We start from the raw sequence: 22117 nt of genomic DNA, 5'->3' as shown, positions 1-22117 counted from the left end.
CGGGCGGTCAACACTTAAATAGCATCATCCGGGCCTAGTGCGATCATCGAATAAATTGGGAGCAGAAAATGGATGCCGGGACCATTCTCGGGTTCATATCGGCGTACGTTGCAACCCTTGCCGGGGTATTCCTCCTGTACTCGCCGATTATCGTCCTGATAGTTGCGCTGTTGATGGCAGGTGGTGTTCTCCAACTGCTGCTGTTACCGTTCGCCATCCTGATACGCAAAATTAAGGGGTCAGAGCCGGAGTCTGCAATGGATGGATCCTGGCTCTTGGACAGCGACCGGTAGCTCAGGCTTTGATCCGGGCCGTGGAACGGCCCCCCTGCCCGGTCGACCTGACCTTCAGTCGGGGGCCCGCGCAGGGCCGCACTGCGTTACCGCGGTGCCACCCGGCCAGCTCGACCAGCTCGTTATGAATCCGGGACTTCCCCGCACGATCCGCGCTCTGATACTGCCTGGCAAGCGTACTCTCGGCACTAGAGTCCACCCCCTTTGTAAGCAAAACGAAAGCCTCGCCGACTATTCCCGATCAGCGCCCTGGACTATTTTCCGCCGGCTGCATCATCACTTCCAAGAGGCTCGTGAGCCCGTGGGCTCGTGATTGCCGGCGGCCCTCACGCGGATCCTCCACTCGATGTTCAAAAAGGTTAAGGATACGGTCGAACCGAAAGCCCACCGGTCCCCCATCGGTGGGCTTTCTCTTTGTTAAGCCGCCGTCCCGGTTCCTTGGAATAACACTATCGGGGGGACAATCCCCGCCTCTCGCTCGCGCGCGGCGGTCAGCCCTGGACGGTCCCTTGCAGCTGCGATAGGCAACGAAGATGGATGCTGGAGACTACATTCGGCCGGCGGTAAGGTCCGCGTCACCCTGAAAATCCGCGCCGCCCGCGTCTTGCACGGGTGACGGGGACATGGTCTCTTCATCGGGTGTCTTCAGGGAGCGCCACACGCCTACCGCGGCCACGACCATGGCCAGCAGCCCGACAATCCACCACCACTTCGGCGACGCCGGCAGTCCAGCCTGAACCCGACCGGGCTCAGGGACCTCAACAGCGGCTTTCGGTGCAACCCGCTTCAAGCGTTCCTGGACCCGCGGGGTCAGTGTTTCCACCCCGCCCGCGAGCTCGTCAGCGAGCCGATACAAGACCGCTTGGAGCCGTGGGGATGCAGTTTCAATGCCTGCTTCCAGCCCGGCCACCGCTCTTTGCAGTGCAGCCTGCGCCCCAGGCGTGGCCCATTCCTTGCCCTTGGCCAGATGGGTCATGAGGTTCTCAGAGAGATGGTGGACCTGCTCAGTTTCGGTCATCGGGTTTGCCGTGCGCATGGGTGCCTCCTGGGTGTGACGGATGCCCATAGCCTACGGCGGGCAGCGCCGCAGAAAAAGGCTGTATCCATACCGTTCCCCGAGCCATCCCGCTGCATGCCCGTGTCTGGCTGGCCCTCACGCCAGCATCAGCCAGTGCCAGGCGGAACTTGTCGGTGTCGGATGGGCATCGGGTTGTCTGGGAGATAATTGCCGGGACCGGGAAACCTGTACGCCCTGTCTCTGCACGTCCCGCTTCGCTTTCCTTCGACTCTTCCGGAGATGGCCGTCGATGCCTGATGCTGAAACGTTTACCTTTGCCCTCACCTACGCCGGAACGCTTGCCGTGGCCGCTCTGATGTTCTTCGGCCAGCTCGCTGCCTTCACCATGCTTCTGGCTCTGGCCGGGATCGTCAGGCTCCTGACCATCCCCGTCCACGCGCTGACACGACGTAGAAATAAGTGACCAGCGGCTAACAAACGCTACACAGAGCACACCGGCGTGACCGTTGCAGCAGGTCACCTCTGACCAAAAAAAGTCCGTCGACGAAGGCGGAGGCGCGGCTGTCTACAAAAGGGAAAGCCCCTCGAAAGGGTCTTTCAACGGCTAGGACAGGTCGTGCTTGGTATTTGTCTGCGGTGACGTGCTCCCCCTCCCCCGGGCACTGTGCGCCCCTGCAGGTTTCAGCACTAAGAGACTTTATAGCCCGGCCACCCGTCCACCGCTTCAGCGCGTTGTTACAACCCGGTTTCGGGGCGTGCCGTGGGGATGCTGTGTGTCGTTGGCGTCCTGTTCGGCGATGACCTGATTGGCGATCAGGTCCACGCGGTCTGCGTCACTGAGCCGGTCATCATTTTGATAGCGGCAACGTCCCCGCCATCCACGTCCCCGCTGCCGGCGTGCCCGGCCCCTCGTCGGTGGTTTCCTGGATATCGTCTTTGTGGCGGGCTTCGTTCAGATGGTGCACCAGCTTCTCCTCCGCTTCCCGTCGGCGTTGCCCGACGGTCCGGATCTGCTGCGGGCTCGGCACCGCTCCCTGCGCATGCTGGTGCAGGCCATCCCGCATACGTGCTTCGTGTATGTCGCTCATAAGCGCATCGTCTCACCGGACCTGCCCTCACGGAAGACAAAGCCAGGAACGGGATCGTCGGGCCGATAGCGGACATGGCACTGCCCTTGTGTGCCAGCGAGCGTTATCAGAGCATCGGAAGGGCCGGAACGATCACCGGTCCCGGGCCATTGTGGCCCTCCCCACAGCGGCCTACACTCAGGGGCGCTACCCAGCCCATCCCAACCGCGTTCTGATGGAGTCTCCGTGAACAGTATCCACTGCAGTCCCCACGTCCGAGCTACCGCAGGATGACACCTCTGCAGCTGGCCCACCTCATCCATGATCCCCGCGGACCGGAAATGGTCCTCCCCACCCTGACGGCCCAAGAGCTCAGCAAACTCATCGATGCCCTGTACCGGAACCTGGACACGCCCTCACCCGCACTGGAGGCAGATTCCTGGTATGAACTCGCGGTCGAAGAAGACCGCCGCAGGTCCACCCCGCCCCAAGACGCTCCCCTCGGCTTGGCCTAGGCTCACTCCGAAAGACGTGCACGGCCCCGGCATCAAACCGGCGACGGTTCACGATGCGCCGACGCTCCCAACCATGACCGGTGACGCATCAGGGGGGCCAAAACCTCCTTTGCCCGTTTCCGCATCTCGGGTGCGGTGTTGCCGATCCGTGAAGCCAGTCCTCAGCCGCGGGTACTAGGCACGCCAAGATACGAGTACCCACTACTGGTGGGTAGCCTCGGGCCAGACGGTTGAATAGGAAGTGCCGGCGACGACAGAGTCTTTCAGAGACCGAAGGCTCTCCCCCAGCCGTCGCCGGCACCTCCTACAGACAAGGGTCTGTGCTCATTTCCCGAAAGGGCACGTAGCGGAAAGGCGTGCAGGGAGACGGTCCGTAGGCGTTTCATTGGAACCGAACGGGGACATCAACTGCTTGGCTTTCCTTGTTTTCGGCGCCGTTCTGCGGATGCACGCCGGGAAGGGACGCTGGGGAGTGGGCGTCTTCGCACCGCAGATCCTTGACGGTGAATTGTGAGGACATACTATGGACGCTTCCCCTATTTCCGCGGTGCTGCAGGACAATATCACTTCCCGTCTCCAGGACCTGGTCTTGGACACCCCAGATGCTGAGGAGTTCCTCCACGACCTCGCGGTCCTCTGTGCTTCCCTCCTCGCATCGCCTGACTCGGAGGTTTACTGCAACGTCACCCTGGTGCGCCCTAAAAAGCCCGTGACGGTAGCGTGCAGTTCTCCCGGAGCGGGGAAGGTCGATGAACTGCAGTTCGCCTTCGGCGACGGACCTGGCCTCTTGGCCATGCGGACAGGGACAACGATTCACGTCCCTGACCTCTCGCGTGAATATCGCTGGCCCGAGTACGCCAGGGCTCTAGTCACGCACGGAATCGGTTCAATCCTTGCTGTTCCCTTTCCACTGGAGGAGGGCACTTCGGCAGTCTTGAACATCTACTCCTCACAAGCGCATGCATTCGGCAGCGAGTTCATCGCCCGGGCAGAGCTGTTCGGTGAACAGTCAGCCAAAACACTCAGGCTCGAGCTGCGCCTGGCAGGGCTCCAGAACGCAAAGCACAACCTGGAAGCTGCGATGAAAAACCGAACGGCGATAGACACCGCTGTAGGCGTCATCATGGCCCAAAACCGATGCAGCCAGGACGCGGCCACGACAATGCTGAGGAACGCATCCAGCTCCCGCAACATCAAATTGCGGGACATAGCAGCATCAATCATCGAATCCGTTTCCTCCAACCCCCAACTGCGCACGCATTTCGAAGAATAGCCTGCAGCTTCCGGCTGCGTCCTGACGTGCGTGTCTTAGTACTCACAGCGTGCGTGCGCGCATACTCGATCTCATGGACACAGACCAGGCTGGCGAACCGGCAGGGCAAGCCTCGATTAATGAGCTGCTCGATGAGCCGTTCGGCATTACTCCTATCCAGATGGTGCTGCCGATCCATGTCCAACTCCGGGCGGGGGAATTTCGACGTCTGTCTTGACGCGGCGAGCCGCCCCTTGCGTGGGCGCCCTCCAGACCTCAACTGGACGGCATCGCGCCATGCTGATCCTGGGGATATCCGAACAACATGGGCGCAGCAATCCCCTGTCCGGCGCCTGAGGATCAGCGGATACGGCTGCTGGGGCTCAGGCGCCGGGTGCAGCTTGCGCACTGGTGTCTTGCGCGCTCTCAGATGGCCGTCCCGGCCGGGGTTGTTGCGGGGCTGGAATCTGTGTAGCGAAGGATTTCAAAACACACTGCGCCCTCGACTCGTCATGCCCATAGTTCACATCTTGCCTCCGATTCGATGCCGCGTGTGAACCGGTTGAGGGTGGTTCACGGAGAGACCGGGGCACCAGGTTTCCATGGCGTGTGCCCGTGGGTGAGCCAAACCATTTCAGGATTCAGAGAGCGAATCAGCAGCTGTCCCTCGGTGCGGGGGTTATCAAGTTCGTCGAACCAAACTGCTGTGTCACCGGCGACGATGGTGGGGCCTCCTGCTCCGTCAACGACGACAATCTGTGAGCCCCGGGTGTGACCTGGTGCCGGGAGGAGCCGTAGCCCCGGAAGCAGTTCGAGCTCACCCTCGACCGTGATGTAGTGCATCCCGGGCGGGTCTACCCATTCGGGGATGGTGTAGTCGCTTTGGTTGCGGGCGTCCTCGAGTTCCTGACGCTGGACGTAGGTGGGCTTGCCCGCGAAGAGGTGGTTACCTCCGCAGTGGTCAAAGTGCAGGTGGGTGTTGATGACGATGTCGACGCTGCCGATGTCGAAGTCCTGCCCGTTCAAGGGGTAAAGGCGGGGTTCCATGTCGGCGACCGCCGGATGAAGTTGAGTCATACCGGTGTCGACCAGCACGCGCGCGTCGGGGTGGTCGATGACGTGCACGTAGACCGGCATCGGCTCACCTTCGGCAAGCAGTTCGGCCACACGAACGGCAGTTACACGGATTGCAGCGGCGGAATTCACTCTTCACCTCAGTCCCACATCAAGGCCGTGATGTGTCCGGAATCAACAGATCGTCCTGCCGAGTCCCGATCTGGTGCCATGATCCAGAATCATATCCGTCGACGCGTCCCTCGACCACCGAAACCATGCATCACTTACAGAGGCATCAAATCCGAAACGACCGCTTATAGCGCGGCACAGAAAACACGTAAGGAACTATCCGCAAGGGAATCAACAAAAGCGCCCATAGGGCACCCCAGTGTCTGTCCCATCCGGTGGAAAATTTGTGATCCAACCTCGCCTTTCGGCCGCAGCACTGTAGTCCTGAGGATCCTGGCTAAGTCGTTCACGCTTGCCGGAGACGGATCGCTGGTGCCCGTTGAGCTGTACGTCAGCAGAGCGGCCGCGGGCGATGATTTCCGCCGTCCTCAACAGCGCTATTGCCGTGGTGCAATGGCGCTGGTCGCTCATATCCCGTGTTTTCCCGAATCCTGGCAAAAGGCTCCCCAAGTTGGAGCGCTGTCGCAGTGCCTGCTATTCGAAAGCACCTGGCAAAGCGTGCTTTTCTTAACGACCTCCACCAGCGTGGCGTTTGCGTCGTCTCGTTGGGTTTCTTCGGACCTGCAAGTGAAACTCTTCCCTGTCCATCCGGAACAGCGCTACGCGCTGCATGTCCCTGGTATGAAGCCGGCGGCGAATGTTGCGCTTTCGCCGCCGGCTAGCCACCAATGCCAGAACGAGAAGGGATGCGGCTCCGGCGAAGGTCCCGAGCGAGGGAACAAAGTCCATGGGCACTACATCCTCTACAGCCGGTCCGGGACCGGCTGCCCTGGTCTTGTTGGGGCATACAGCGGATAGCTGACGCCTCCCGTTGAGTCCCACTTTGGACTCTGTTTCACAACTATTCCCCAAAGCATCCGGAAAGAAGAAGTGCGACGAGACGGGCAGACATATTTACAATTCGTAAGCGCTATCGCACTGGGGCCTGATCCTCAGTCGGCGGTGCCACGGCCCGGCCAAGAACGACCGCCACAGCAGAGCCCGCTTACACTCCCACAGACGGTACGGACCAGGGCATTTTCTCTTGAATACCCTGCCAGAATCTATGCCGCCAGTGCTCAAGGTATCCCCAACCTCGGCTTCGAAGAGGTGGCCGCTTTCCCACGACGGGGGCACACGAGCTTCCTCCGTCCTACGGGACGAGCGGACTGGGAATCTGCACGACGGAGACGATATCGAGGATCCCCCACGTGGCCGCGGCCGCGTCCTGCTGTCCGGGTCAGGCGTGGCTCCTGCGGGTCACGGCCCCGTAGATTCCCAAGACGATGAGGGCGCCAAGAATGGCCAGCAGCCAGGTCCTGAGGTCGAAGAATTCCGCGAGGCCTCCGCCGAAGATCAGTGAGCCAATCCATCCGCCAAGGATCGCTCCGACGACGCCCAGAACCAGGGTGATCAGCCAGCCCCCGCCCTGCCGGCCGGGAAGTATGGCTTTGGCAATGGCTCCCGCAATTAGACCGAGCAGAAGAAATCCGAGAATTCCCATGACGCACTTCCTTCCAAAGGACCTTCAGCGTCGTAGTGGCGCTATGGAAACGATTTAATCAGTATGCTTAGCATCTTGCAAGGATTCGATTTACGATGAGAGGGTGAGCCGCAGGCAGCCCGCAGGCGGCAACGAACCTGAGGAAGTGACACTGTGGGTTTGGACGACAAGATCAGGAACGCCGCCGAGAAGCTTGGCGGCAAGGGCAAGGAAGCTGCCGGTGAAGCCAAAGGCGATCCGGGCTTGAAAGCCGAAGGCAAGGGCGACCAGGCCAAAGCAGATCTGAAACAGGCCGGCGAGAAGGTCAAGGACACCTTCAAGAAGTAACCCGCCTCAAATCGGGGAAGGGTGAGGCCCGGACACGGGCGGCACCCTTCCTGCACGTACGGTCAGTAGCAGGCCGCTCCGCCAGGCTGACGTACCGGTTATGGCCCTTAACGGGTCGCAGACGGATGAAAGAATGAGAACAGGTCTATCGGCGGCCACGCCTAATAGCCGGGGCTGTCTGAGCTTGGAAACGGAAGGGTTCCACTCATGCCGCTATCGGAGTATGAGCGCAAAGTTCTTCGGGAACTCGAGCAGGATCTGGTGGCCAAGGATCCTGCCCTTGCCCCGCACCTGGAGTCCGGCTGGCCGGAGCGCCGTTCAGCCCCTCGTAGGCCCTGGAATACTGCTGCCCTATGGGCCGGCCTGGTGATGATAGTCCTGGGAATTACCTTCCACCTTCCATCGGCCAGCACAGTCGGCTTCGTGCTGATGCTGGCTGGCGGCATAGGCATTCTTGTCCGCAAATATTATTCCGAGCGCGAGTAGAAGCCGCGGAGGCCCCGGTGCGGTCACATTAGGCCGCCGCCACCTGCCCGGCTGATCTGGCAGTCCAGAAGAGTGATGCGCCATGGTTCCGGAAGAAAGACGCGGTCCCATCCGCGAGGACGGCGGTCTGTCGAAACCTCAGCTGCCCCGGGGCTTCCAGTACGGGGTTCGAGTCTTCTGGCCCCCGTTCATGGGGGTATGGCTCAGGGGTTAGATCAAGCGTCTCCCACAGCACCCAAGAGTGACTTTTCCAGAGTTTTTCCGAGGGTGGTCTATCCCGTTGCTGCTGTCGCTCCCATTTCGGCGAGGAAGTCGGAGAAGCCGGGATCGGTTGATGATCTGAAGGAGGGCCGGTGGTCTTTGTGGCTTCCTTCGTTGATGCACTCAGTAATGCCCCAGGGTTTGGACCTGATGCGTTCGAGCATGGGCCAGAATGTTCCGTCGTGCCAGGAGGCTGCGTCCGTCACCGCATTCTTGTGACCGTAGTAGGCGGCCTGCCAAGCGACCCACGCGGCCGTGAGTTCTTCAACGACGGCTGTATGGAGGTACCAGCACCCGAGGATCCGGGAACTGTCCGTTACGCCGTACCGCTCGTTTATCCAATCCACCCAGGCGCCTAGGCCTTCCATGAGCTCTGCGGCGTCGGGTCCGTCGAGTTCTTTCCAGTTCCACGGTGCAGGTTTGGTCTTGGGTGGGGCGGCGAGAAGATCATCGACCATGTCCACAAGCGCCTGCATGCCCTCTTGGAGGGCACCTATCTGACCGACGTGGGTCAGGACGATATCTTCCACGGAGGGGACTTCAACGTCGTCGGGCCCTTCCTCAGGTGTGGCGCTCACGTCCTCGCTCAAGACTTGTCCCCTCCCGCGCCGGCGGTCGCAGCTTCAACGTCTGCGGCCTTCGTGGCCGCTGCGGCTTCGGTGAGCCGGTCCTGCTGGTACTGGTCTGCTGCGTTCGCTTCTTTGAGCGACTGCGCCGCCTTCTTGTCTTTGGTGATCTGGTCGGCGTCGGGACGTTCCCACCATGGGGTGAGCTTCACACGGGCCGGGGCCACGTTGCTGTAATGCATGAAGGCCTCCCCCACGGGCAGCTGCTGAATCTCGTAGCCGCGGATCACTGGCCGTTCTTCCTCACTGGTGGTGCGGGAGGACCCGTTCCTGCCCTGGGAGGTCGAAACCCGCTGGTGCCGGGTGGTCCCGGCAGCACGGGCGATCTTGTCGAGTTCATCGAGTTCTTCCAGGCCCGGCAGGAACAACCGGATCGAGGACGTTCCGCGGATGGCAGTGGCGGCCTCAGCACCCCATCGCTGACGGTTCTGGGCAAAGGATTGGCTGAATCCGATGATGCGGATCCCGCGGCCACCGGAGTCAGAGAGGGCGCCGGCCATGTCCGGGATGGCGGCAACGTTCGGTGCTTCATCCAAGACCATGGTCAGGACCGGCCATAGCCGGCCCCCGGGCGCGCTCTGGGAGATGCGCTGGGCCTTGCGGAACATGAAGTCAGCGAACATGGCCACCAGCGGTGCTACCGGTGAACGTTCTCCATCGGTGAGCAGGTACATGGTGTTCGGCTTCTCCAGGAACTTCTCCATGGTGAATCCTTCGCCCTTGGGCGGGCTGAGGATATGCATTGCCTTGGGAGAGGACAGCGGTTCCAGCAGGCCCGCGAGGGTTTCCTGGATGGAGTCCACGGTTTCTCCCGCGCGGGAAGAAATGAGCGCCTGCAGGCGGGAGGTGAATGCTGCGGGAGCGTTGTGCCGGCGGAGAATATCGAGCGGTTCAGTGTTGGAGAAGTTGTTGGTCCATTTCACGATGTCCTCGACGCTTTTCCCGCCCAACGCTGCTGCGTGGAGGAACCGGCCCAGGACGGCGGCTGCCTTGGAGTTGAAGAAGTCCCCGTTCTTGACGTCCCCCATGGGTTGGGCACCGGCCCAGGCTTTGCCGCGGGCCAATGCTTCGTCCGGGTCCTCGCACCCGTCGATGACGTTCCAGCGGACTTTGTAGTCCCAGCCGGAAATGTCCTGGAGGTCAAACTCGGAAACCTCGCCCTTGCGCTCCCGCGCAACGGCGGTGAGCATCGGCAGGTCATTCTTGGTGGACGTGGCAATCACGGCACCTGGTGCGTCCAGGACGATGCCAACGGCCAGGAACAGCGTCTTACCGGAGCGCTGCGGGGCGAACACCCACATCGAATCCTCGTGCTGGACATAAAGAGTCTGCCCGTCGAGCTTGCACAGCGCGACGATCATGTCATCTTCGGTGGCGTTCTCGGGGAGCTCCAGCGACTGTTTGGCTTTGGCCAGGGCAGCTTGTCTGCCCATCCGCTTTTCCAGGTCCTGGTAGCTGGGCAGCCCGTCATCACGGGACCGTTTGGAACCGAACTTCGAGCTGAGGAAGGCCGCACCAACGATAGCCAGGACTGCCAGGACGGCCAGAATCCAGGTGGCCGCACCGGGCCAGGAGAATTCGCCGGCCTTGATCTTCGCCCAGAGCGCTTCAACGTCCGTCCACGGCATCCCCGTAGGAGTCAGCATTTCGCCAAGGAAAGCGGACACCCATCCCAGGACGATCAGGACAACGATGATGACGGCCAAGCCGATCTTCATTTTCGAATCCGTGGACATCCCGACTCCGCTGCTCATGCTGCTGCTTCTTCCTGTGCGCTGACTTCGACGTCGTTCATGGTGGCGGTGGATTTCATGGCCTTGTCCGTGTCGGTCAGTTCGATTTCGAGGGCGCTGCGGACATGGATGGCGATGAAGGGGTCTTTGCTGCCGATCCGCATCATGCAGGTGCCCTTGGTCAGGGATGAGATATCGGCTGCGGATCCTGCCGGGAGGTTGAACATCCGTTCGCACGCCCAGGCGTCATCGGATTTTTGCTGCTTGTACAGCAGGACGGTTCCGCATTCCTTGAGCATGGCGATGGCCGGGCTGTCTTCGGGAATGTCGGAAATGTGATGGAACGCGAACATGCACGAGAGCGACAGGGCACGGGAGAGCTTGGTGTTCCTCCGGGTGACTTTCGCGACTGAGCCCTGGACGGTGTGCCAGGCTTCCTCGATCACCAGGACTGTGGGGACCGGTTCGGTCTGCCGGTAGAGGGTGTTCGCCAGCCAGGTGTTGATGATCGTCATGACAATCGCCAGCGCCGGCCCGTCCTCCGGGAGCAGGGACACGTCAAAGACGGTGAGACCTGCGTTAAGGGTGATTTCTACGCTTGTGGGTCCGTCGATCAGGCCGGCCAGGTCATCTTCAATCATGCGTTCGAGTTCGAATGCGGGGTCCTGGCCCCACTGCCGCAGTTCCTCCACCGTCAGGTTTGAGGCCGTAGCCGTGGCTTCATCCGGTGAGTACAACGCCTTCAGGACGTGGCGGACATCTGCGACTTCCCCGGCAGCCGCGGCGGCCCGTAGCGCCTGCTTGTGGGCCATGCGGACGGCTTTGCCTTCCTTGGGCAGCAGCGGTCGGCCAAGAGCTTCTTCCACGACGGCCCGGACGAGCATGGATTGTCCTGCCGGGGTGGAGAGTGCGGTGTCGTCGTGGTTGTCCTCGTGGAGGCGGGCAGCGATCCGGGGATCCAGGATGTTGATCCTTGCCCCGCCCCCGCCGACCATGAACTTCACCGGAGTAATGTCCAGCCGTTGGGCCAGGGAGGTGTATTCGCCGCCGTTCTGGTCCAGCTGGTACTTCTTATCGATCACCACGACGCGGCGGCCGAGGATCAGCTGACGCAGCACGGCCCAGGTTTTGATGGCCGAGGACTTGCCCTGGCCAAGGTCACCGATGAAGCAGACGTTCGGGGATTCGAGCTCGTTGCCATAGGAGGTGAACGGGTCATGAACGATCATCCACCCGGACCCGGCGTCGATCCCGAACGCCAACCCACGGTGAGAGGTAGGAGGCGAGGCGATGGCCATGTGTGAAAATTCCATCTGGCGTGTCGAAGACAACACCCCGGGCGCCGCCGGGTCGTAGAAACCCAGCCGCGAAGCCCGGACGTTTTTGTGCTCATGACGCCACGGGATGGAGGCAGCGGCCTGGGCCTCTGCCCTTTGCCGGAGGTTAACTTTTCGGCCCTCAGCCTTCTTCGTGGTGGACCCGGACCGGCGCTTGGTCTCCAGGGCATCTTCGGTGGCCACCGCTGCCGCGTTGTGCTGGGAGACCCGTGAGCTGCGGGCCTGGGAACGCTTTGCCCGGCGGGATTTGCTGCTCAGAGCCCAGGGCATCCGCAGGCCTTTGATGAGTTTCTGCGTGGTGTTCATCGGATTCCTCTCGTGAAAGGCATGGTGGTGATCAGGGCCAGATCGTTGCGGTGATCCATCCAGTCAATGAATTCGATCCCTGCGTCCGCGGCGGCAGCCTCGATCAGGTCAGCAGTGACCAGCAGCTCATCCTCAGACTCCACGGAGTACGAGATATAGAGCGCGTAGGAGGCCCCGTGGTGACCGGAGCCCGGTTTCAAGTCCAGGAGCCGCTGCCGGGAGGCGCCCATCAACACCTCTTCGGCACCATCAGAGAGCCTCCCGGATTTCCGGACGTCGTTGTCCTTGGCAATATCCATGGCCGCGTCCGTGCGGGCTTTCCCGCGTGCCTTGCGGGCATCCTCCAGCTCCATCACCATGGAGACCGAATGAACGACCGCCGGCTGAATGCCGCTGACCAACGCCTGGAGGGCCGAGACCGGGACGGCTTCGGGGCTGAACGCCGAGGCCGGCACGTACCCGGTGCGGGTATGCCAGTGTCCGTTGACAACCACTGAGGATTCAGAGCTCTCCCCGTCCAGGTGCTGCCAGCAGTCGGCCAGGTCGGCGCCTTCGTGGTCGTCAATGTCGTAGTCCGGGTCCTGCAAATGACGCAGCAACCCGGCCATCTGTCCGGGCCCCAGGGTCCGGTAGTCCTGAATGGATCCCATCATCTGCGCTTGGGACAGGGCCGAACGGATCTCCTGATAGATGGCCAGCCCGATACCGGTATCACCGTCGCCGAGCTTGTCTGCTTTCAGGGACAGGGTCGCGGACTTCGGAATCCGGAACGTCTCGTAGGTACGGTGCTGTTCAGAGCGGGACTGGAGTGTTTGCACCAGATCCCCGTAGGAGGCCAACAGAATGCTCTGCACTCCCGGTGCCTGCCGGTCCCGGACCCAGATCAGGTGATCCGTGGAGTCCATTGGCACCGCACGGGACAACGACTGCACGTGCGAGACCAGGGACTGTCGGCGGGCAAGACGTGCCAGGAACTGACCCCTGGCCACATACGCGGAATCCTCCCGGTTCTCCTCCCGGATACCCGAGGAGGAACCCATGACCTCGACGGTGACGGTGTAGTACGGAACCTTGATAGCGCCCTGGTGCCGGAACACCGTCATCGGGCCGCCCGGAGTGAGGACGGTGAAGGCCCGCACGTCCCCGACCATGAGCGGGACATTGTTCTTGTGCCGGACCGGGACCTCGATCATGCCCTTCTCGTCCGCCCGGGCACGGTCGGCCTTGCCCGCCTTGACCATCCGGGTCTGGTCCCGGAACTTCATCGGAACGAACGTCGCCGTCCCGTTCTTCTTCCGGGTTCGCTGATGCCTGGCCTCGACATACAGGGCACCCAGGGAGCGGTGCCCCGTCATTTTGCTTGGTGTCGTCAGCAATACACCGGCGCCGACCAACACGGCCGCGATCAACAGTCCCACCCAAATAATGGCCGCTGAGGCGACGATGGCGAGGACACCAAGACCCACCGAAAGACCTAAGCCAATCCACTCCGGACCGGTCCGGTTCCCCCCGAACAGGCCACGGCGTGAGACCTCACCGCCGACAACGACCATTCTTCCCATGACTGCCTACTCCCTTGGCGTCTGTACTACTTACCGGCCACTGATGTGGTCGGTATCGGGTGCCATTGAATTGACGCCCTGGCGGCCGCGCATCGAGGCCTGCCGTGCGCTCTCGCGGCCAGCGAGCAGGAACGCTGTCGCGCCGCCGGCGGCGACCTTCGCGGAACCCCGCGCCACTGATCCAGTGCCCCGGCCGAGAGCTGCAGCACCACCGCGCAGGGACTGAGCCGCCTTGCCGGACGGGGTGCCCGCCCGGTCATCGGCCTGCATCTCACCCAATGTGCGGGTTTCAGGTGCCGCTTCGCTGCCGGATTCCTGGCCGGCAGAGCCCTGCCGTGCAGCTGCACCGGCACCGCGCTGACCACCGGCACCAACACCGGCACCAACAGCGGCCGTACCGCCGTCTGGGCCGCCCTGACCGGGCCGTGAGGACCCGCCGGAGCCGCTGCTCCCGCCGGAACCGGACTGGCTCTGCGCCGTCCGGCGTTTGCGGATCATTGAGCCCATGGCAGCGCCAGCGCCGGCCACCATCGCCGCGCCCGCAATTGACGGACGGTTAGCGCCCAGACTTGTGGCCGAAGACGGCAGGATCGGGACGAACTTGAACAACAGGGCCGGCGAGAACGCCAGAACCAGCATGGCCGCGGCCGCAGTGAACACCGACGATGCGTTGATCAGGGCGTCATCAGTCCCCTCGCCCTGAAACGCGGGACGGCTGCTGATGAAACTGAACAAAGCCCCCATCAGCAAAAGGATCAGCGGCTTGGACAAGGCAATACCGAGCCACAGCGACCCGGTCTTAGCCACGCGGGCGCGGTACTGCGGGTGGATCATGAAACCGATCATCAGCGCCAGACCCACACCCAGCAGATACAGCGCCAGCGGCTGGAGGGCGAACAGCCCCAGCAGCGCCCACGCCCCAACGAACAGCAACCCGAACAGAAGGACGGCCGCCAACGGGCCGAACACGCCGTTCGACTCATAAGAGGCGAACCGGGAAATCGTCGTGGCGAAATCAGTGATCTGATTCGACGTCCACGGACTGATGGCGCCCGTGAGGTCCGTCAACCAGCTATTGCCCACATACGCCAGAGCCGGACCGAAGATCGCCAACAGGATCGACAGCGGGCCGAACCAGAACAACGACTGCCGCACCGTATCGAAGTCGATCTTCTCGTCCGAAAGATCCTTGAACAGCTTGAAATACATCAACGCCAGGAGCACGATCCCGATCCCTGAGAAGATCCCCCACATGTCCCGGAACGCGTCATCAACCTGAAACGAGGAGACCTTCAAGAGGTTCATCAGAACCTCATTCGTGGCTGTGACGCCGGCCTCCTTGGTCGAGTTGGCGAACTTCTCAAACCCGTCCTTGGCGTTGGCAATGAAAGCCACAGTGTCCACTGCACCCAGCACGAACTGACCGCCCGGCTGCATACCAACAGCCGTGCGCAGGGCAACGCCAGCAAGCGGCTGAAACTTTTCCCACGCTGCCTCAGCTATACAAAAACCAGCGGTTACCGGACGGGCACCTTCGTTGGCCAGGGCGGCACAAAACTGGCTTTTGCTTACCTCGGGTTTGTAATCGAGGGACTGTTCAGGGGTGGTCAGAAAGCTGTTGAATGCCCGTGCGGACATCCCTTCGCAGTCCTGTCCAACCATCGTTAAGCTCATCGGATTCGGCTTGCAGAGGTTCTTGGCCATCTCCCGGTTGAAGCGGTCGCGGATGCCGTCCCGTTCGGCGGGCGGCAACCCCGCCAGACGTTTCAGCTGATCGGCATTCAGCTTCTCGGACGCGTTCACTTCGTCCGCTGCCTGGGCAGCTCCCGCGGTGATAACACCGAGGCCAAGGAATAAGACCAGGAACGCGGCCACGAGCCGCAGACGGGTGCTAGCGCGTAGCGTTCGCATACTCGACCCACCCTTCCTTGCTCAGATCGTCGAAGTACCGGGCCACCAGGGGCTCATCAAGAGGCGGTATCTTGCCAGTGGTAGTACCCCCGACACCTCCTGAGGGGCCTTTGTCTTTCAACTGGGACACCAGGTCTGCGTCATTGACACCGGTCACGACGTTGGAGATTTTCCAGTCGCCCTTCCAGGTCAGCTCCATGGTTCGGGTACCGAAATATGCCTCTGGCAAGGTGTCGCTGGTTCCGAGGGCTCCAAAGAACACCTGCACTAGGGCCGTCTTCTTTGGCTCACAGGACACGGTCCGGTAGAGGCCGCCAGCCTTGACGTCAGCCTGGTCCATCCACCCGCCCCCGAAAGTTTTTAGCGCCGTACCTTGGGCTTTGGCATCGGAGATGATGGTGCCGGGAAGAAGGACCGTCTCCAGCCACGGCCCGGGGACGGCAAGGGAATTGAGGGTGGCCTTCTGGGTCCCCCAGGTTTCCAGATGCACGTCAACCAACATTGGTGTGTAGTTGGCGGCTGCCTGGGCTGCTGAGTCGCAGGTGCCGTTGTATCCAGTGAGGGTTTTGCTATCGGCAGCAGTTTTTGTGCCGCCTTCCCCGATGTTGATTTTGGAGACGGGGAAGCCGAACTTGCCGGCAACCATGCCGTTATCGGCGCTTGGTTCGGGCTGTGCAGCCTGTGCGCCCGGCCGGAGGTTGATGAGCACCACGGCAACCGCCACGATGATCACTACTGCGGCGATGGCCACCAGTACTTTCCAGTTCTTTTTCATGAGTCGCATTCCATTCAGTGTCGGAAGTTCCGTGCGAGCTGGAGGCCCCAATAATGGGCCTCCAGTGCTCTGGCTAGGCTCCTGCTGCGCCTGCGACGGCGAGGAATGCTCCGAGGATGACGCTGGCGCCGGCGACGCAGCCGAAGGCGATACCGCTGCGTTTGGCGCCTGTTGCACCATCGGAGATGTCATCCACGCGGCCTTTCTCGCGTGCGATTCCCCATTTTGTGAGGTTCCAGATGAACGCTGCCGCGACGGCCAGCAGTGCCAACGCCCACAGGCCGCCCATGACGAGCTGGGTTGCGCCTTTGAACTGGATACCGAACACGTCGATGCTGGGAATGACGCCGTCCAACGGGTTGTCCGGGGCGGCGGCGATGGTGATTTTGGTCAGGATGTTGCTGAGCATGATGAGTGGTCCTATCAGCTGGTGGGGTGAGTGGAGTTGGGGCGGTTGTCTACCTCGAGCAGGCCGGCGGCGATTTCGGCCGTGGCACGTTCGAAGGCGCGGCGGGCGGGATCCCCGACAAGCTGCCAGTCGATGATCGAGCCGGTGTCCAGGGCGCCGTCGTAGGGAATGTCGATGATCGTCCGAACAGCGGAACCGAGCTTTTCGCGGAGGTCCGCCTGCTCTGCGGCCGAGACCTTGGCCCCGCCGCCCTGAGTGACAATGACCAAGGCGTTATCGACCAGGTTCTTGTAGTGGACGTTTCCGGTGCGTTCGGTCATGGATTCGAGCTGTTCGATCATGCGAAGCGCTGAGACAACGGCATTGCGCTTGAGCGTTGTGGGGATCACGAGCTGGTCCGTGACCTCGATGGAGGCCAGCCAGTTTGCGGAGCGGGTGTTGTTGCCCGTATCCACAATGATCGTGTCGTAAAACCGACTGACCACGGTGTGGATCCGGTTGAACTCATCCGATCCGATGGACTTCATCCGGTCCGGATCTTCGTCCGAGGCCAGGACGGAGAACTGGTTCTTGCCCTGATGCCGCGTGTAGTAGGTGAAGTCACCCTTGCGGGCGGAGATGGTTTCGAACTTCGCCAACACATTCAGCAGATCCCACACGGTGCGGGTGGACTCGTTGGAGTTGGTCCGGACGCCGAGGGTGCCCATCATTTCGTTGATATCCCACACGATGGCGTGCTGGCCCGAGTGGATCCCGAAGGTGGAGCCGATCCCGACGCTGCAGGTGGTCTTACCGACCCCGCCCAAGGGCTGGGCGACCATGATCTGCATCGGGCGCGAGTACACGCGCTGGATCGCGGACAGGTCCGTCCGGCGTGCCAGCTCGGCCGCGCCGACCTTGGGCTTGACCAGGCCGAAGGTGATCGCCCGCAGGAACGCCTGCCAGCCGGTAGCCGGCGGAAGCTGATCGTTGACATTTTCCTTCCGCAGCACCGATGCGCTGCGGCGGCCACTGACCAGCGGGCCATGCACGCCCTCGGCTGCGGGCTGTGCTGGCTCTCTGGACGGCTGGACGGGCACAGCCGTGGCCTCCGTGGCAGGTACGGCGTTGATCACAGGCTCAGGAGCCTCTTGCGGGCTGTCCTCAGACGCCGGCTCTGTTGGATCGAGAAGGCTGATAGGGGCGCGGGACTTTCGCTCCGCGCCTGACCAGTTGGTAGTCATGAGTTCTTCCTTTCACTCGTGGTGTGCTGACTTCGGGAAACATGTGTGGGCGGGAGGAACCGTGTGTCCTGGAACAGAACCGGGCCGGGCCCGCCATCCCTTGGGGCTGCTGTGCTGTTGGATGTTTCGTACTGGGCCAGCGGGTCCGTGAACAGCGGTGCTGTGCCGAACTCGTCAAGGCTCACGCCGTGGTGCCCGTTCACTGGCTGGCCTTTGAGCTGATCGAGGTCACAAGCCAGGGATCGTCCTGGCCACCGCGGTGCAGCGTCATGTCCCAGGGGCCGTCGTTGGTGTAGAAGGAGGCCGTGACAGTCATTGGGTTCTCTGCCTCGCGGCTGATCGAGGGACCATCCGTAATCGTGGTGATCGGCACCCGGGCCGGGTCGATGTACTTGGCATCCTCCGCGTAGGCAGCAGCCAGCAACGGCTCCAGTTCGGAAAACCACTGCGTCTCCGGGACATCCGGGCGGGCGAAGAGCTTCATGGCCTTCGCCGCGGCCTCTTTGACCTTGACCTCGGAGTTGGCATCCCAGGTGACATTGGGGCCGTGATAGTGCTCGGTGGCGTGGCCGTCGTCGGCCGAGTGCTCCGCCTTTTCGTTTCCCCCGCCCGCGGAGGCGATCTCTGACGCTGAAGGGGTCGTGCTGGCAGTGTTGGAGGCAGGTTCCCCGGCGCAGGCCGCCAGCAGGAGCGTGGTGGCCATCAGGGCCGGAGCGAGTACGAGTTTCCGCATCAGAGGATGCCTTTCTCTTTGAGGATCGGTGTCGGGTCGATGGTGGCGTTGATCGGGATCATCGGATTCGGGAGTGCACCCGCGTAGAACTCCATGTGCAGGTGACGGCCGGAGACGTTTCCCGTCGCACCCTCAGCTCCCAGCGGAGTCCCGGCAGCAACGGTGTCGCCTTCCTTGACCTTCAAGGAGCCGGCTTCCATGTGGTACATGCCGATAGTGAGTTCGCCGTCCAGGGTCTGGCCAGTGACGCCCGTCCCGAACATGCCTTCAAGATTCCGGATCTTGACGATTTTCATATCCGTGATGGCCACGACCGTTCCGGCCTGTCCGGGGGTGGAGAAGTCGATCCCGTAGTGGAAATTAGCCAGCACTCCCCCGGCAGTGCCCGGAGGTGCCGGCCGGGGGCCGTAGCCACTGGTCATCACCGCATCCGGAAGAGCCTTGACCCACTTACCGGCAAGATCCCCAACGATCTGGTTTCCCTCACCCGGGCAGACGCCGGACGGATCAAGCTGCGCAGCTGCTTCCCCGCCCAGCGCCTTGACGATTTCCGTAGCCTTGGCACGGAACTGCGTGTAGTGGTTCGGGTCAGCGTTCCGCTGCGTTCGGTTGATCGCAATCGTGGGCTCCAGCGACTCCCAGCCCTCCACCCTCTGCAACGCCTTGAAGAAAAGTGCCGAGGACTTGGCAGGATCCATCCGGTCCGCGTAGGGGCCCCACGAGTCCCGCTGCTGGAACAAACCACGCGAATCCGGGCCGGCACCGTCACCAAAATCAATCACCCGCAGCGTGGACTCACCAATGGCAGCCTGCACACCGATCAGCTGAGCCGCCACAGGCAACCCAAGATCCGCTGCGGCCTTCATGATCGCGGCCGCGTTTTTCATCTGCTCATCATCGAACCCAGCCACTGTGCTGCCAGAGACCGGCGACGTTGCGGACACTGCTGAGCTACCCGGCGCCACACAGGCGGAAGCGGCCTGTGCCGGAGTCCCTCCGTCATCGAGGACCACGACAACAAAACCGATTGCCAGGGCAGTTGTAGCGGCAACAGGAACGACGACTTTTCGAAACGCTTTTCCTGCAACGGATTTTGCTGCCCCAGCTGCAGCGATACCCACTAGGAAGTCCGCCTGATCCCGTTGGTTCGAAACCAGGAATCTTTGAGGTTTATGGGGGGCCGTGTTGCGCGCGTGAGGGGAACTCCATGGAGCAGTGGAGCTTCGGACACGGGCCAGTTCCTGGAAACGAGCAGCGTCTCCATGTGAAATCCCCTCGTTTCGGCTGGTGGCTTCGGCCGCCGCTCAAACGCTGATCACGTGACTCCCCTTCGATGCTCACGCTTCGGCTCGCCAAATCAACGATACACGCCTGTAGTGAACATGTACAACGTCTGTAGTGGGCATGAATTGTTCATATATCAGGAGCTGAGGTGACGTTACGATGATTTGGCTTCGTTCCTCGCCCTGGAACGCGGCGGGAGGGTGAGACCTAATGCAGACGACACGGCGGGGCCTGGTCGGCCTGGCGTTCTTTGTACCGGCAGCCGCACTATCTGGATTCGCGGTTGTTATGGCCCGCAAGATCGTTAAACGGGGACCAAAGGACTACCGTCGTGCCGAATTGACAGATGATGGCCGAAGAGTCCGCATCGATTTGGACGACTACACCAAAGCCCTGGGCGACTTTGGCGTAGTCGACCCTGTGGCCGGGAGCTACACGCGAGTCGGCGAGGTCACACTGATCGATGAGGATCAGAAATACGTGGAGCGGCTAATTCATCCTTCGGGTGCCGGGCCGGCACGCCTGGGCCCCTTGGTCGATTGGACCCCCGATGTGTTCTTCGAACCCTCTGCGGTGGCCGGACGGTTCGAAGAGGTACAGATCCCCACAGCCTACGGCGCGGCACCTGCATGGCTATTCCAAGGAAAGAACACCGACACATGGGTGATCCATATCCATGGCAGCTGGACTGACCGCTCGATCATGTTTCGGGACGTCCACGCTTTCAGTCCCCTGGGATTTACCTCCTTGGTTCCGTCATTCCGCAGCGACCAGGAGGTCCGCCCACCACAGGCCGAATCGAGCCACCTTGGGCAAACCGAATGGCGTGACGTGGACAGCGCCGTGGCCTACGCAGTGGCTCATGGAGCCAGGCGGATCATCCTCTCGGGCTGGTCAATGGGTGGCACCATTGCGCTGCTGACAGCGGAGCGCAGCGCTTACCGGGACCGGATCGTCGTGGTCGTCCTGGTAGGGCCGGTCACGAGCTGGCGCAAGACCATCACGGCGGGGGCGGCGCGGGCTGGCGTGCCCTCGATTGGGGCCGGCCTTGTCATGTGCCTGCTGCAGGCACCCCCGTTCGCGAGGATGCTCGGGTTGGAGGAACCGATCAATTTCGATGCACTTGAATGGGTCGATGTACCAAACCGTGTGGCAGTCCCGACGCTGGTCTTGCACTCCTACACAGATCAAGAGGTTCCCTGGGAGATCTCGGCGGCGTTCCAACGAGCGAATCCTGACACCGTCACCCTGATTCCCCTAGCTGAGGCGCATCATACCCAGGAGTGGAACGCCTCTCCTTGTACCTTCTCCAACGAACTGACTGCTTGGGTCAGCAAAACGATCTTGGCTGAGGAGGGCTAGGTCTGTGCGTCTAGCTTGGCCTCAATTTGGCTGATTCTGCCCTGAACAGACTCCGGGAACATCGTCGTGTTCCCCCGCTGGTAGTTGTGCAGAACGATGAGGCTTTTGTAGACCCCGTTTTCGAGCGTTTCATTGAAAAGGTCCCACGCCGGGCTGACTCGGGATTGATCTGCATTTACCCGGGTCCTCAACGCCGTAAGCCAGAGCGCATCGATCATCCAGAGCCGCAACTTCGGGAGCTGCTTCGACAGGAAAAGAATCAGCCACCCCGTAGCCGTCACCGAGAGGCCCAAATAGAAAAGGCGGTCAAACCAGGATCCGATCGCTTGGGCGAAAGCGTCCCAGGGCGAGAAATGGAACAGCACCACGTACGTAAAGTGGCACGAACAAGCCGCCGCAACCACGAGCAGACCCGCTGAGAATGTTGCATAAGGACCCCTCGCCTTGTGCCGAAGCATGTAGATGATCCTGAGCGCGGTGAACAACAACGCGAGCATGTACGTGCCGCTGTACGTGGCAGTTGCGATCTGGTCCATGCGGGAATCAATGAAGCCCGCAGCCGTTGGAGCTTTGTCCTCAATCAGGGCAAAGCTGACAACCATGATGGGAATGCTGAGCAACGGGGCGTAGTAAGTCGATCTGACTGGTACGTTCGCTAACCGCCGCACGCTGTCGTTGAAAAAGAAGATCGCCAGTAGCGCGAAGATGGCTTGAAGCAGGTTCGTCACGTTGATGCCACCGAGGTAGCTGTCTATAACCTCTAGCGGTGTAACCGTCCCCAGGACATAGAGCGCCGTCAGGCCGAACATCGATGCCAGCCACGACGCCCGGGATTCAGCCACCTTCACCACCGAGGGGATCCGAAGGAGGCATAGGGCACTCAGCAGCGCAAAGAGCAAAAGTTTCATG

24 protein-coding genes are annotated in these 22117 nt (G+C 61.7%); 9 read left to right on the top strand and 15 right to left on the bottom strand.

From position 1 onward, the window contains the following. Window positions 1–68: 68 nt before the first annotated feature. A complete protein-coding gene (locus tag ACZY1F_RS18115; RefSeq protein ID WP_463943616.1) occupies window positions 69–293 on the top strand; it encodes a hypothetical protein in 225 nt (74 codons plus the stop codon). A 547-nt stretch (window positions 294–840) separates the two neighbouring features. Here the strand turns inward: ACZY1F_RS18115 and ACZY1F_RS18110 are convergent. Further along, entirely contained in the window at window positions 841–1329 is a 489-nt protein-coding gene (locus ACZY1F_RS18110) for a hypothetical protein (protein WP_463943614.1), read from the bottom strand. Window positions 1330–1600: 271 nt separating this feature from the next. Between ACZY1F_RS18110 and ACZY1F_RS18105 the strand changes: the two genes are divergently transcribed. Continuing rightward, the gene (locus ACZY1F_RS18105; protein WP_463943613.1) at window positions 1601–1774 is read left to right on the top strand and encodes a hypothetical protein; all 174 of its coding nucleotides are present in this window, start codon (window positions 1601–1603) and stop codon (window positions 1772–1774) included. 385 nt (window positions 1775–2159) lie between these two features. Here ACZY1F_RS18105 and ACZY1F_RS18100 read toward each other — a convergent pair whose 3' ends face one another. Then, window positions 2160–2399 carry a hypothetical protein gene (locus ACZY1F_RS18100; protein WP_463943612.1) on the bottom strand — a complete coding sequence of 80 codons (240 nt, stop codon included), beginning with the start codon at window positions 2397–2399 and terminating at the stop codon, window positions 2160–2162. 269 nt (window positions 2400–2668) lie between these two features. Between ACZY1F_RS18100 and ACZY1F_RS18095 the strand changes: the two genes are divergently transcribed. The 3 genes from ACZY1F_RS18095 to ACZY1F_RS18085 all read left to right on the top strand — a co-directional run bounded on the left by ACZY1F_RS18095 (window position 2669) and on the right by ACZY1F_RS18085 (window position 4383). After that, window positions 2669–2893 carry a hypothetical protein gene (locus tag ACZY1F_RS18095; protein ID WP_463943610.1) on the top strand — a complete coding sequence of 75 codons (225 nt, stop codon included), beginning with the start codon at window positions 2669–2671 and terminating at the stop codon, window positions 2891–2893. 523 nt (window positions 2894–3416) lie between these two features. Next, window positions 3417–4166 (top strand): ANTAR domain-containing protein, encoded by a 750-nt coding sequence (locus ACZY1F_RS18090; RefSeq protein ID WP_463943609.1) that lies wholly within the window; start codon window positions 3417–3419, stop codon window positions 4164–4166. A 73-nt stretch (window positions 4167–4239) separates the two neighbouring features. Continuing rightward, a complete protein-coding gene (locus ACZY1F_RS18085) occupies window positions 4240–4383 on the top strand; it encodes a hypothetical protein (RefSeq protein WP_463943607.1) in 144 nt (47 codons plus the stop codon). A gap of 335 nt (window positions 4384–4718) precedes the next feature. Here ACZY1F_RS18085 and ACZY1F_RS18080 read toward each other — a convergent pair whose 3' ends face one another. Then, entirely contained in the window at window positions 4719–5351 is a 633-nt protein-coding gene (locus ACZY1F_RS18080; protein ID WP_463943605.1) for an MBL fold metallo-hydrolase, read from the bottom strand. A gap of 351 nt (window positions 5352–5702) precedes the next feature. Here ACZY1F_RS18080 and ACZY1F_RS18075 point away from each other — a divergent pair, with 351 nt between their 5' ends. Next, complete coding sequence (locus tag ACZY1F_RS18075; RefSeq protein ID WP_463943604.1) at window positions 5703–6188, top strand: hypothetical protein; 486 nt, start codon at window positions 5703–5705, stop codon at window positions 6186–6188. A gap of 421 nt (window positions 6189–6609) precedes the next feature. Here ACZY1F_RS18075 and ACZY1F_RS18070 read toward each other — a convergent pair whose 3' ends face one another. Further along, window positions 6610–6873 carry a GlsB/YeaQ/YmgE family stress response membrane protein gene (locus tag ACZY1F_RS18070; protein ID WP_463943602.1) on the bottom strand — a complete coding sequence of 88 codons (264 nt, stop codon included), beginning with the start codon at window positions 6871–6873 and terminating at the stop codon, window positions 6610–6612. 153 nt (window positions 6874–7026) lie between these two features. On the opposite strand from ACZY1F_RS18070, the gene ACZY1F_RS18065 reads away from it, so the two are divergent. Further along, window positions 7027–7200 (top strand): CsbD family protein, encoded by a 174-nt coding sequence (locus tag ACZY1F_RS18065; protein WP_463943600.1) that lies wholly within the window; start codon window positions 7027–7029, stop codon window positions 7198–7200. 207 nt (window positions 7201–7407) lie between these two features. Then, entirely contained in the window at window positions 7408–7686 is a 279-nt protein-coding gene (locus ACZY1F_RS18060; RefSeq protein ID WP_463943598.1) for a DUF3040 domain-containing protein, read from the top strand. Between the two features lie 272 nt (window positions 7687–7958). Here ACZY1F_RS18060 and ACZY1F_RS18055 read toward each other — a convergent pair whose 3' ends face one another. The 10 genes from ACZY1F_RS18055 to ACZY1F_RS18010 form a co-directional block, all read right to left on the bottom strand. After that, on the bottom strand, window positions 7959–8537 hold the full coding sequence (locus tag ACZY1F_RS18055; protein WP_463943597.1) for a hypothetical protein: 579 nt from the start codon (window positions 8535–8537) through the stop codon (window positions 7959–7961). Then, the gene (locus ACZY1F_RS18050; RefSeq protein WP_463943595.1) at window positions 8534–10327 is read right to left on the bottom strand and encodes a type IV secretory system conjugative DNA transfer family protein; all 1794 of its coding nucleotides are present in this window, start codon (window positions 10325–10327) and stop codon (window positions 8534–8536) included. Before ACZY1F_RS18050 ends, ACZY1F_RS18055 begins: the two co-directional genes overlap by 4 nt. Further along, a complete protein-coding gene (locus ACZY1F_RS18045) occupies window positions 10324–11949 on the bottom strand; it encodes a putative type IV secretion/conjugal transfer ATPase (RefSeq protein WP_463943593.1) in 1626 nt (541 codons plus the stop codon). Before ACZY1F_RS18045 ends, ACZY1F_RS18050 begins: the two co-directional genes overlap by 4 nt. Beyond that, a complete protein-coding gene (locus ACZY1F_RS18040; RefSeq protein ID WP_463943591.1) occupies window positions 11946–13511 on the bottom strand; it encodes a hypothetical protein in 1566 nt (521 codons plus the stop codon). The genes ACZY1F_RS18045 and ACZY1F_RS18040 overlap by 4 nt, the downstream gene beginning before the upstream one ends. Before the next feature lie 30 nt (window positions 13512–13541). Further along, window positions 13542–15386: a hypothetical protein gene (locus tag ACZY1F_RS18035; protein ID WP_463943589.1), complete on the bottom strand. Its 1845-nt coding sequence runs from the start codon at window positions 15384–15386 to the stop codon at window positions 13542–13544. Between the two features lie 16 nt (window positions 15387–15402). Further along, window positions 15403–16197 carry a hypothetical protein gene (locus ACZY1F_RS18030; RefSeq protein ID WP_463943587.1) on the bottom strand — a complete coding sequence of 265 codons (795 nt, stop codon included), beginning with the start codon at window positions 16195–16197 and terminating at the stop codon, window positions 15403–15405. A 73-nt stretch (window positions 16198–16270) separates the two neighbouring features. Beyond that, entirely contained in the window at window positions 16271–16606 is a 336-nt protein-coding gene (locus ACZY1F_RS18025; protein WP_463943585.1) for a hypothetical protein, read from the bottom strand. A 14-nt stretch (window positions 16607–16620) separates the two neighbouring features. Continuing rightward, entirely contained in the window at window positions 16621–17829 is a 1209-nt protein-coding gene (locus ACZY1F_RS18020) for a MinD/ParA family ATP-binding protein (protein ID WP_463943583.1), read from the bottom strand. Between the two features lie 199 nt (window positions 17830–18028). Beyond that, window positions 18029–18562, bottom strand: a complete 534-nt coding sequence (locus tag ACZY1F_RS18015) for a hypothetical protein (protein ID WP_463943581.1) — start codon at window positions 18560–18562, stop codon at window positions 18029–18031. Continuing rightward, entirely contained in the window at window positions 18562–19449 is an 888-nt protein-coding gene (locus tag ACZY1F_RS18010; RefSeq protein WP_463943579.1) for a M23 family metallopeptidase, read from the bottom strand. Before ACZY1F_RS18010 ends, ACZY1F_RS18015 begins: the two co-directional genes overlap by 1 nt. Before the next feature lie 685 nt (window positions 19450–20134). Here ACZY1F_RS18010 and ACZY1F_RS18005 point away from each other — a divergent pair. Then, window positions 20135–21208, top strand: coding sequence for an alpha/beta hydrolase family protein (locus ACZY1F_RS18005; RefSeq protein WP_463943578.1), 1074 nt, complete (start codon window positions 20135–20137; stop codon window positions 21206–21208). On the opposite strand, the gene ACZY1F_RS18000 is transcribed toward ACZY1F_RS18005, so the two are convergent. Then, the gene (locus ACZY1F_RS18000) at window positions 21205–22116 is read right to left on the bottom strand and encodes a hypothetical protein (RefSeq protein WP_463943577.1); all 912 of its coding nucleotides are present in this window, start codon (window positions 22114–22116) and stop codon (window positions 21205–21207) included. The genes ACZY1F_RS18005 and ACZY1F_RS18000 overlap by 4 nt on opposite strands. Between the last annotated feature and the right edge of the window lies 1 nt (window position 22117).

The sequence above is a fragment of the Pseudarthrobacter xylosi genome (assembly GCF_055412765.1).
The sequence above is the reverse complement of the archived record's forward strand: the minus strand, read 5'-3'. Positions and strand labels throughout refer to the sequence as shown.

Bases quoted from the DNA above. Each gene is read 5' to 3' on its own strand.
- ACZY1F_RS18105 (WP_463943613.1), top strand. From the start codon at position 1,601: ATGCCTGATGCTGAAACGTTTACCTTTGCCCTCACCTACGCCGGAACG.
- ACZY1F_RS18010 (WP_463943579.1), bottom strand. From the start codon at position 19,449: ATGAAAAACGCGGCCGCGATCATGAAGGCCGCAGCGGATCTTGGGTTG.
- ACZY1F_RS18100 (WP_463943612.1), bottom strand. From the start codon at position 2,399: ATGAGCGACATACACGAAGCACGTATGCGGGATGGCCTGCACCAGCAT.
- ACZY1F_RS18050 (WP_463943595.1), bottom strand. From the start codon at position 10,327: ATGAGCAGCGGAGTCGGGATGTCCACGGATTCGAAAATGAAGATCGGC.
- ACZY1F_RS18040 (WP_463943591.1), bottom strand. From the start codon at position 13,511: ATGGGAAGAATGGTCGTTGTCGGCGGTGAGGTCTCACGCCGTGGCCTG.
- ACZY1F_RS18060 (WP_463943598.1), top strand. From the start codon at position 7,408: ATGCCGCTATCGGAGTATGAGCGCAAAGTTCTTCGGGAACTCGAGCAG.
- ACZY1F_RS18115 (WP_463943616.1), top strand. From the start codon at position 69: ATGGATGCCGGGACCATTCTCGGGTTCATATCGGCGTACGTTGCAACC.
- ACZY1F_RS18110 (WP_463943614.1), bottom strand. From the start codon at position 1,329: ATGCGCACGGCAAACCCGATGACCGAAACTGAGCAGGTCCACCATCTC.
- ACZY1F_RS18005 (WP_463943578.1), top strand. From the start codon at position 20,135: ATGGCCCGCAAGATCGTTAAACGGGGACCAAAGGACTACCGTCGTGCC.
- ACZY1F_RS18025 (WP_463943585.1), bottom strand. From the start codon at position 16,606: ATGCTCAGCAACATCCTGACCAAAATCACCATCGCCGCCGCCCCGGAC.
- ACZY1F_RS18020 (WP_463943583.1), bottom strand. From the start codon at position 17,829: ATGACTACCAACTGGTCAGGCGCGGAGCGAAAGTCCCGCGCCCCTATC.
- ACZY1F_RS18085 (WP_463943607.1), top strand. From the start codon at position 4,240: ATGGACACAGACCAGGCTGGCGAACCGGCAGGGCAAGCCTCGATTAAT.
- ACZY1F_RS18000 (WP_463943577.1), bottom strand. From the start codon at position 22,116: ATGAAACTTTTGCTCTTTGCGCTGCTGAGTGCCCTATGCCTCCTTCGG.
- ACZY1F_RS18090 (WP_463943609.1), top strand. From the start codon at position 3,417: ATGGACGCTTCCCCTATTTCCGCGGTGCTGCAGGACAATATCACTTCC.
- ACZY1F_RS18045 (WP_463943593.1), bottom strand. From the start codon at position 11,949: ATGAACACCACGCAGAAACTCATCAAAGGCCTGCGGATGCCCTGGGCT.
- ACZY1F_RS18070 (WP_463943602.1), bottom strand. From the start codon at position 6,873: ATGGGAATTCTCGGATTTCTTCTGCTCGGTCTAATTGCGGGAGCCATT.
- ACZY1F_RS18015 (WP_463943581.1), bottom strand. From the start codon at position 18,562: ATGCGGAAACTCGTACTCGCTCCGGCCCTGATGGCCACCACGCTCCTG.
- ACZY1F_RS18095 (WP_463943610.1), top strand. From the start codon at position 2,669: ATGACACCTCTGCAGCTGGCCCACCTCATCCATGATCCCCGCGGACCG.
- ACZY1F_RS18030 (WP_463943587.1), bottom strand. From the start codon at position 16,197: ATGAAAAAGAACTGGAAAGTACTGGTGGCCATCGCCGCAGTAGTGATC.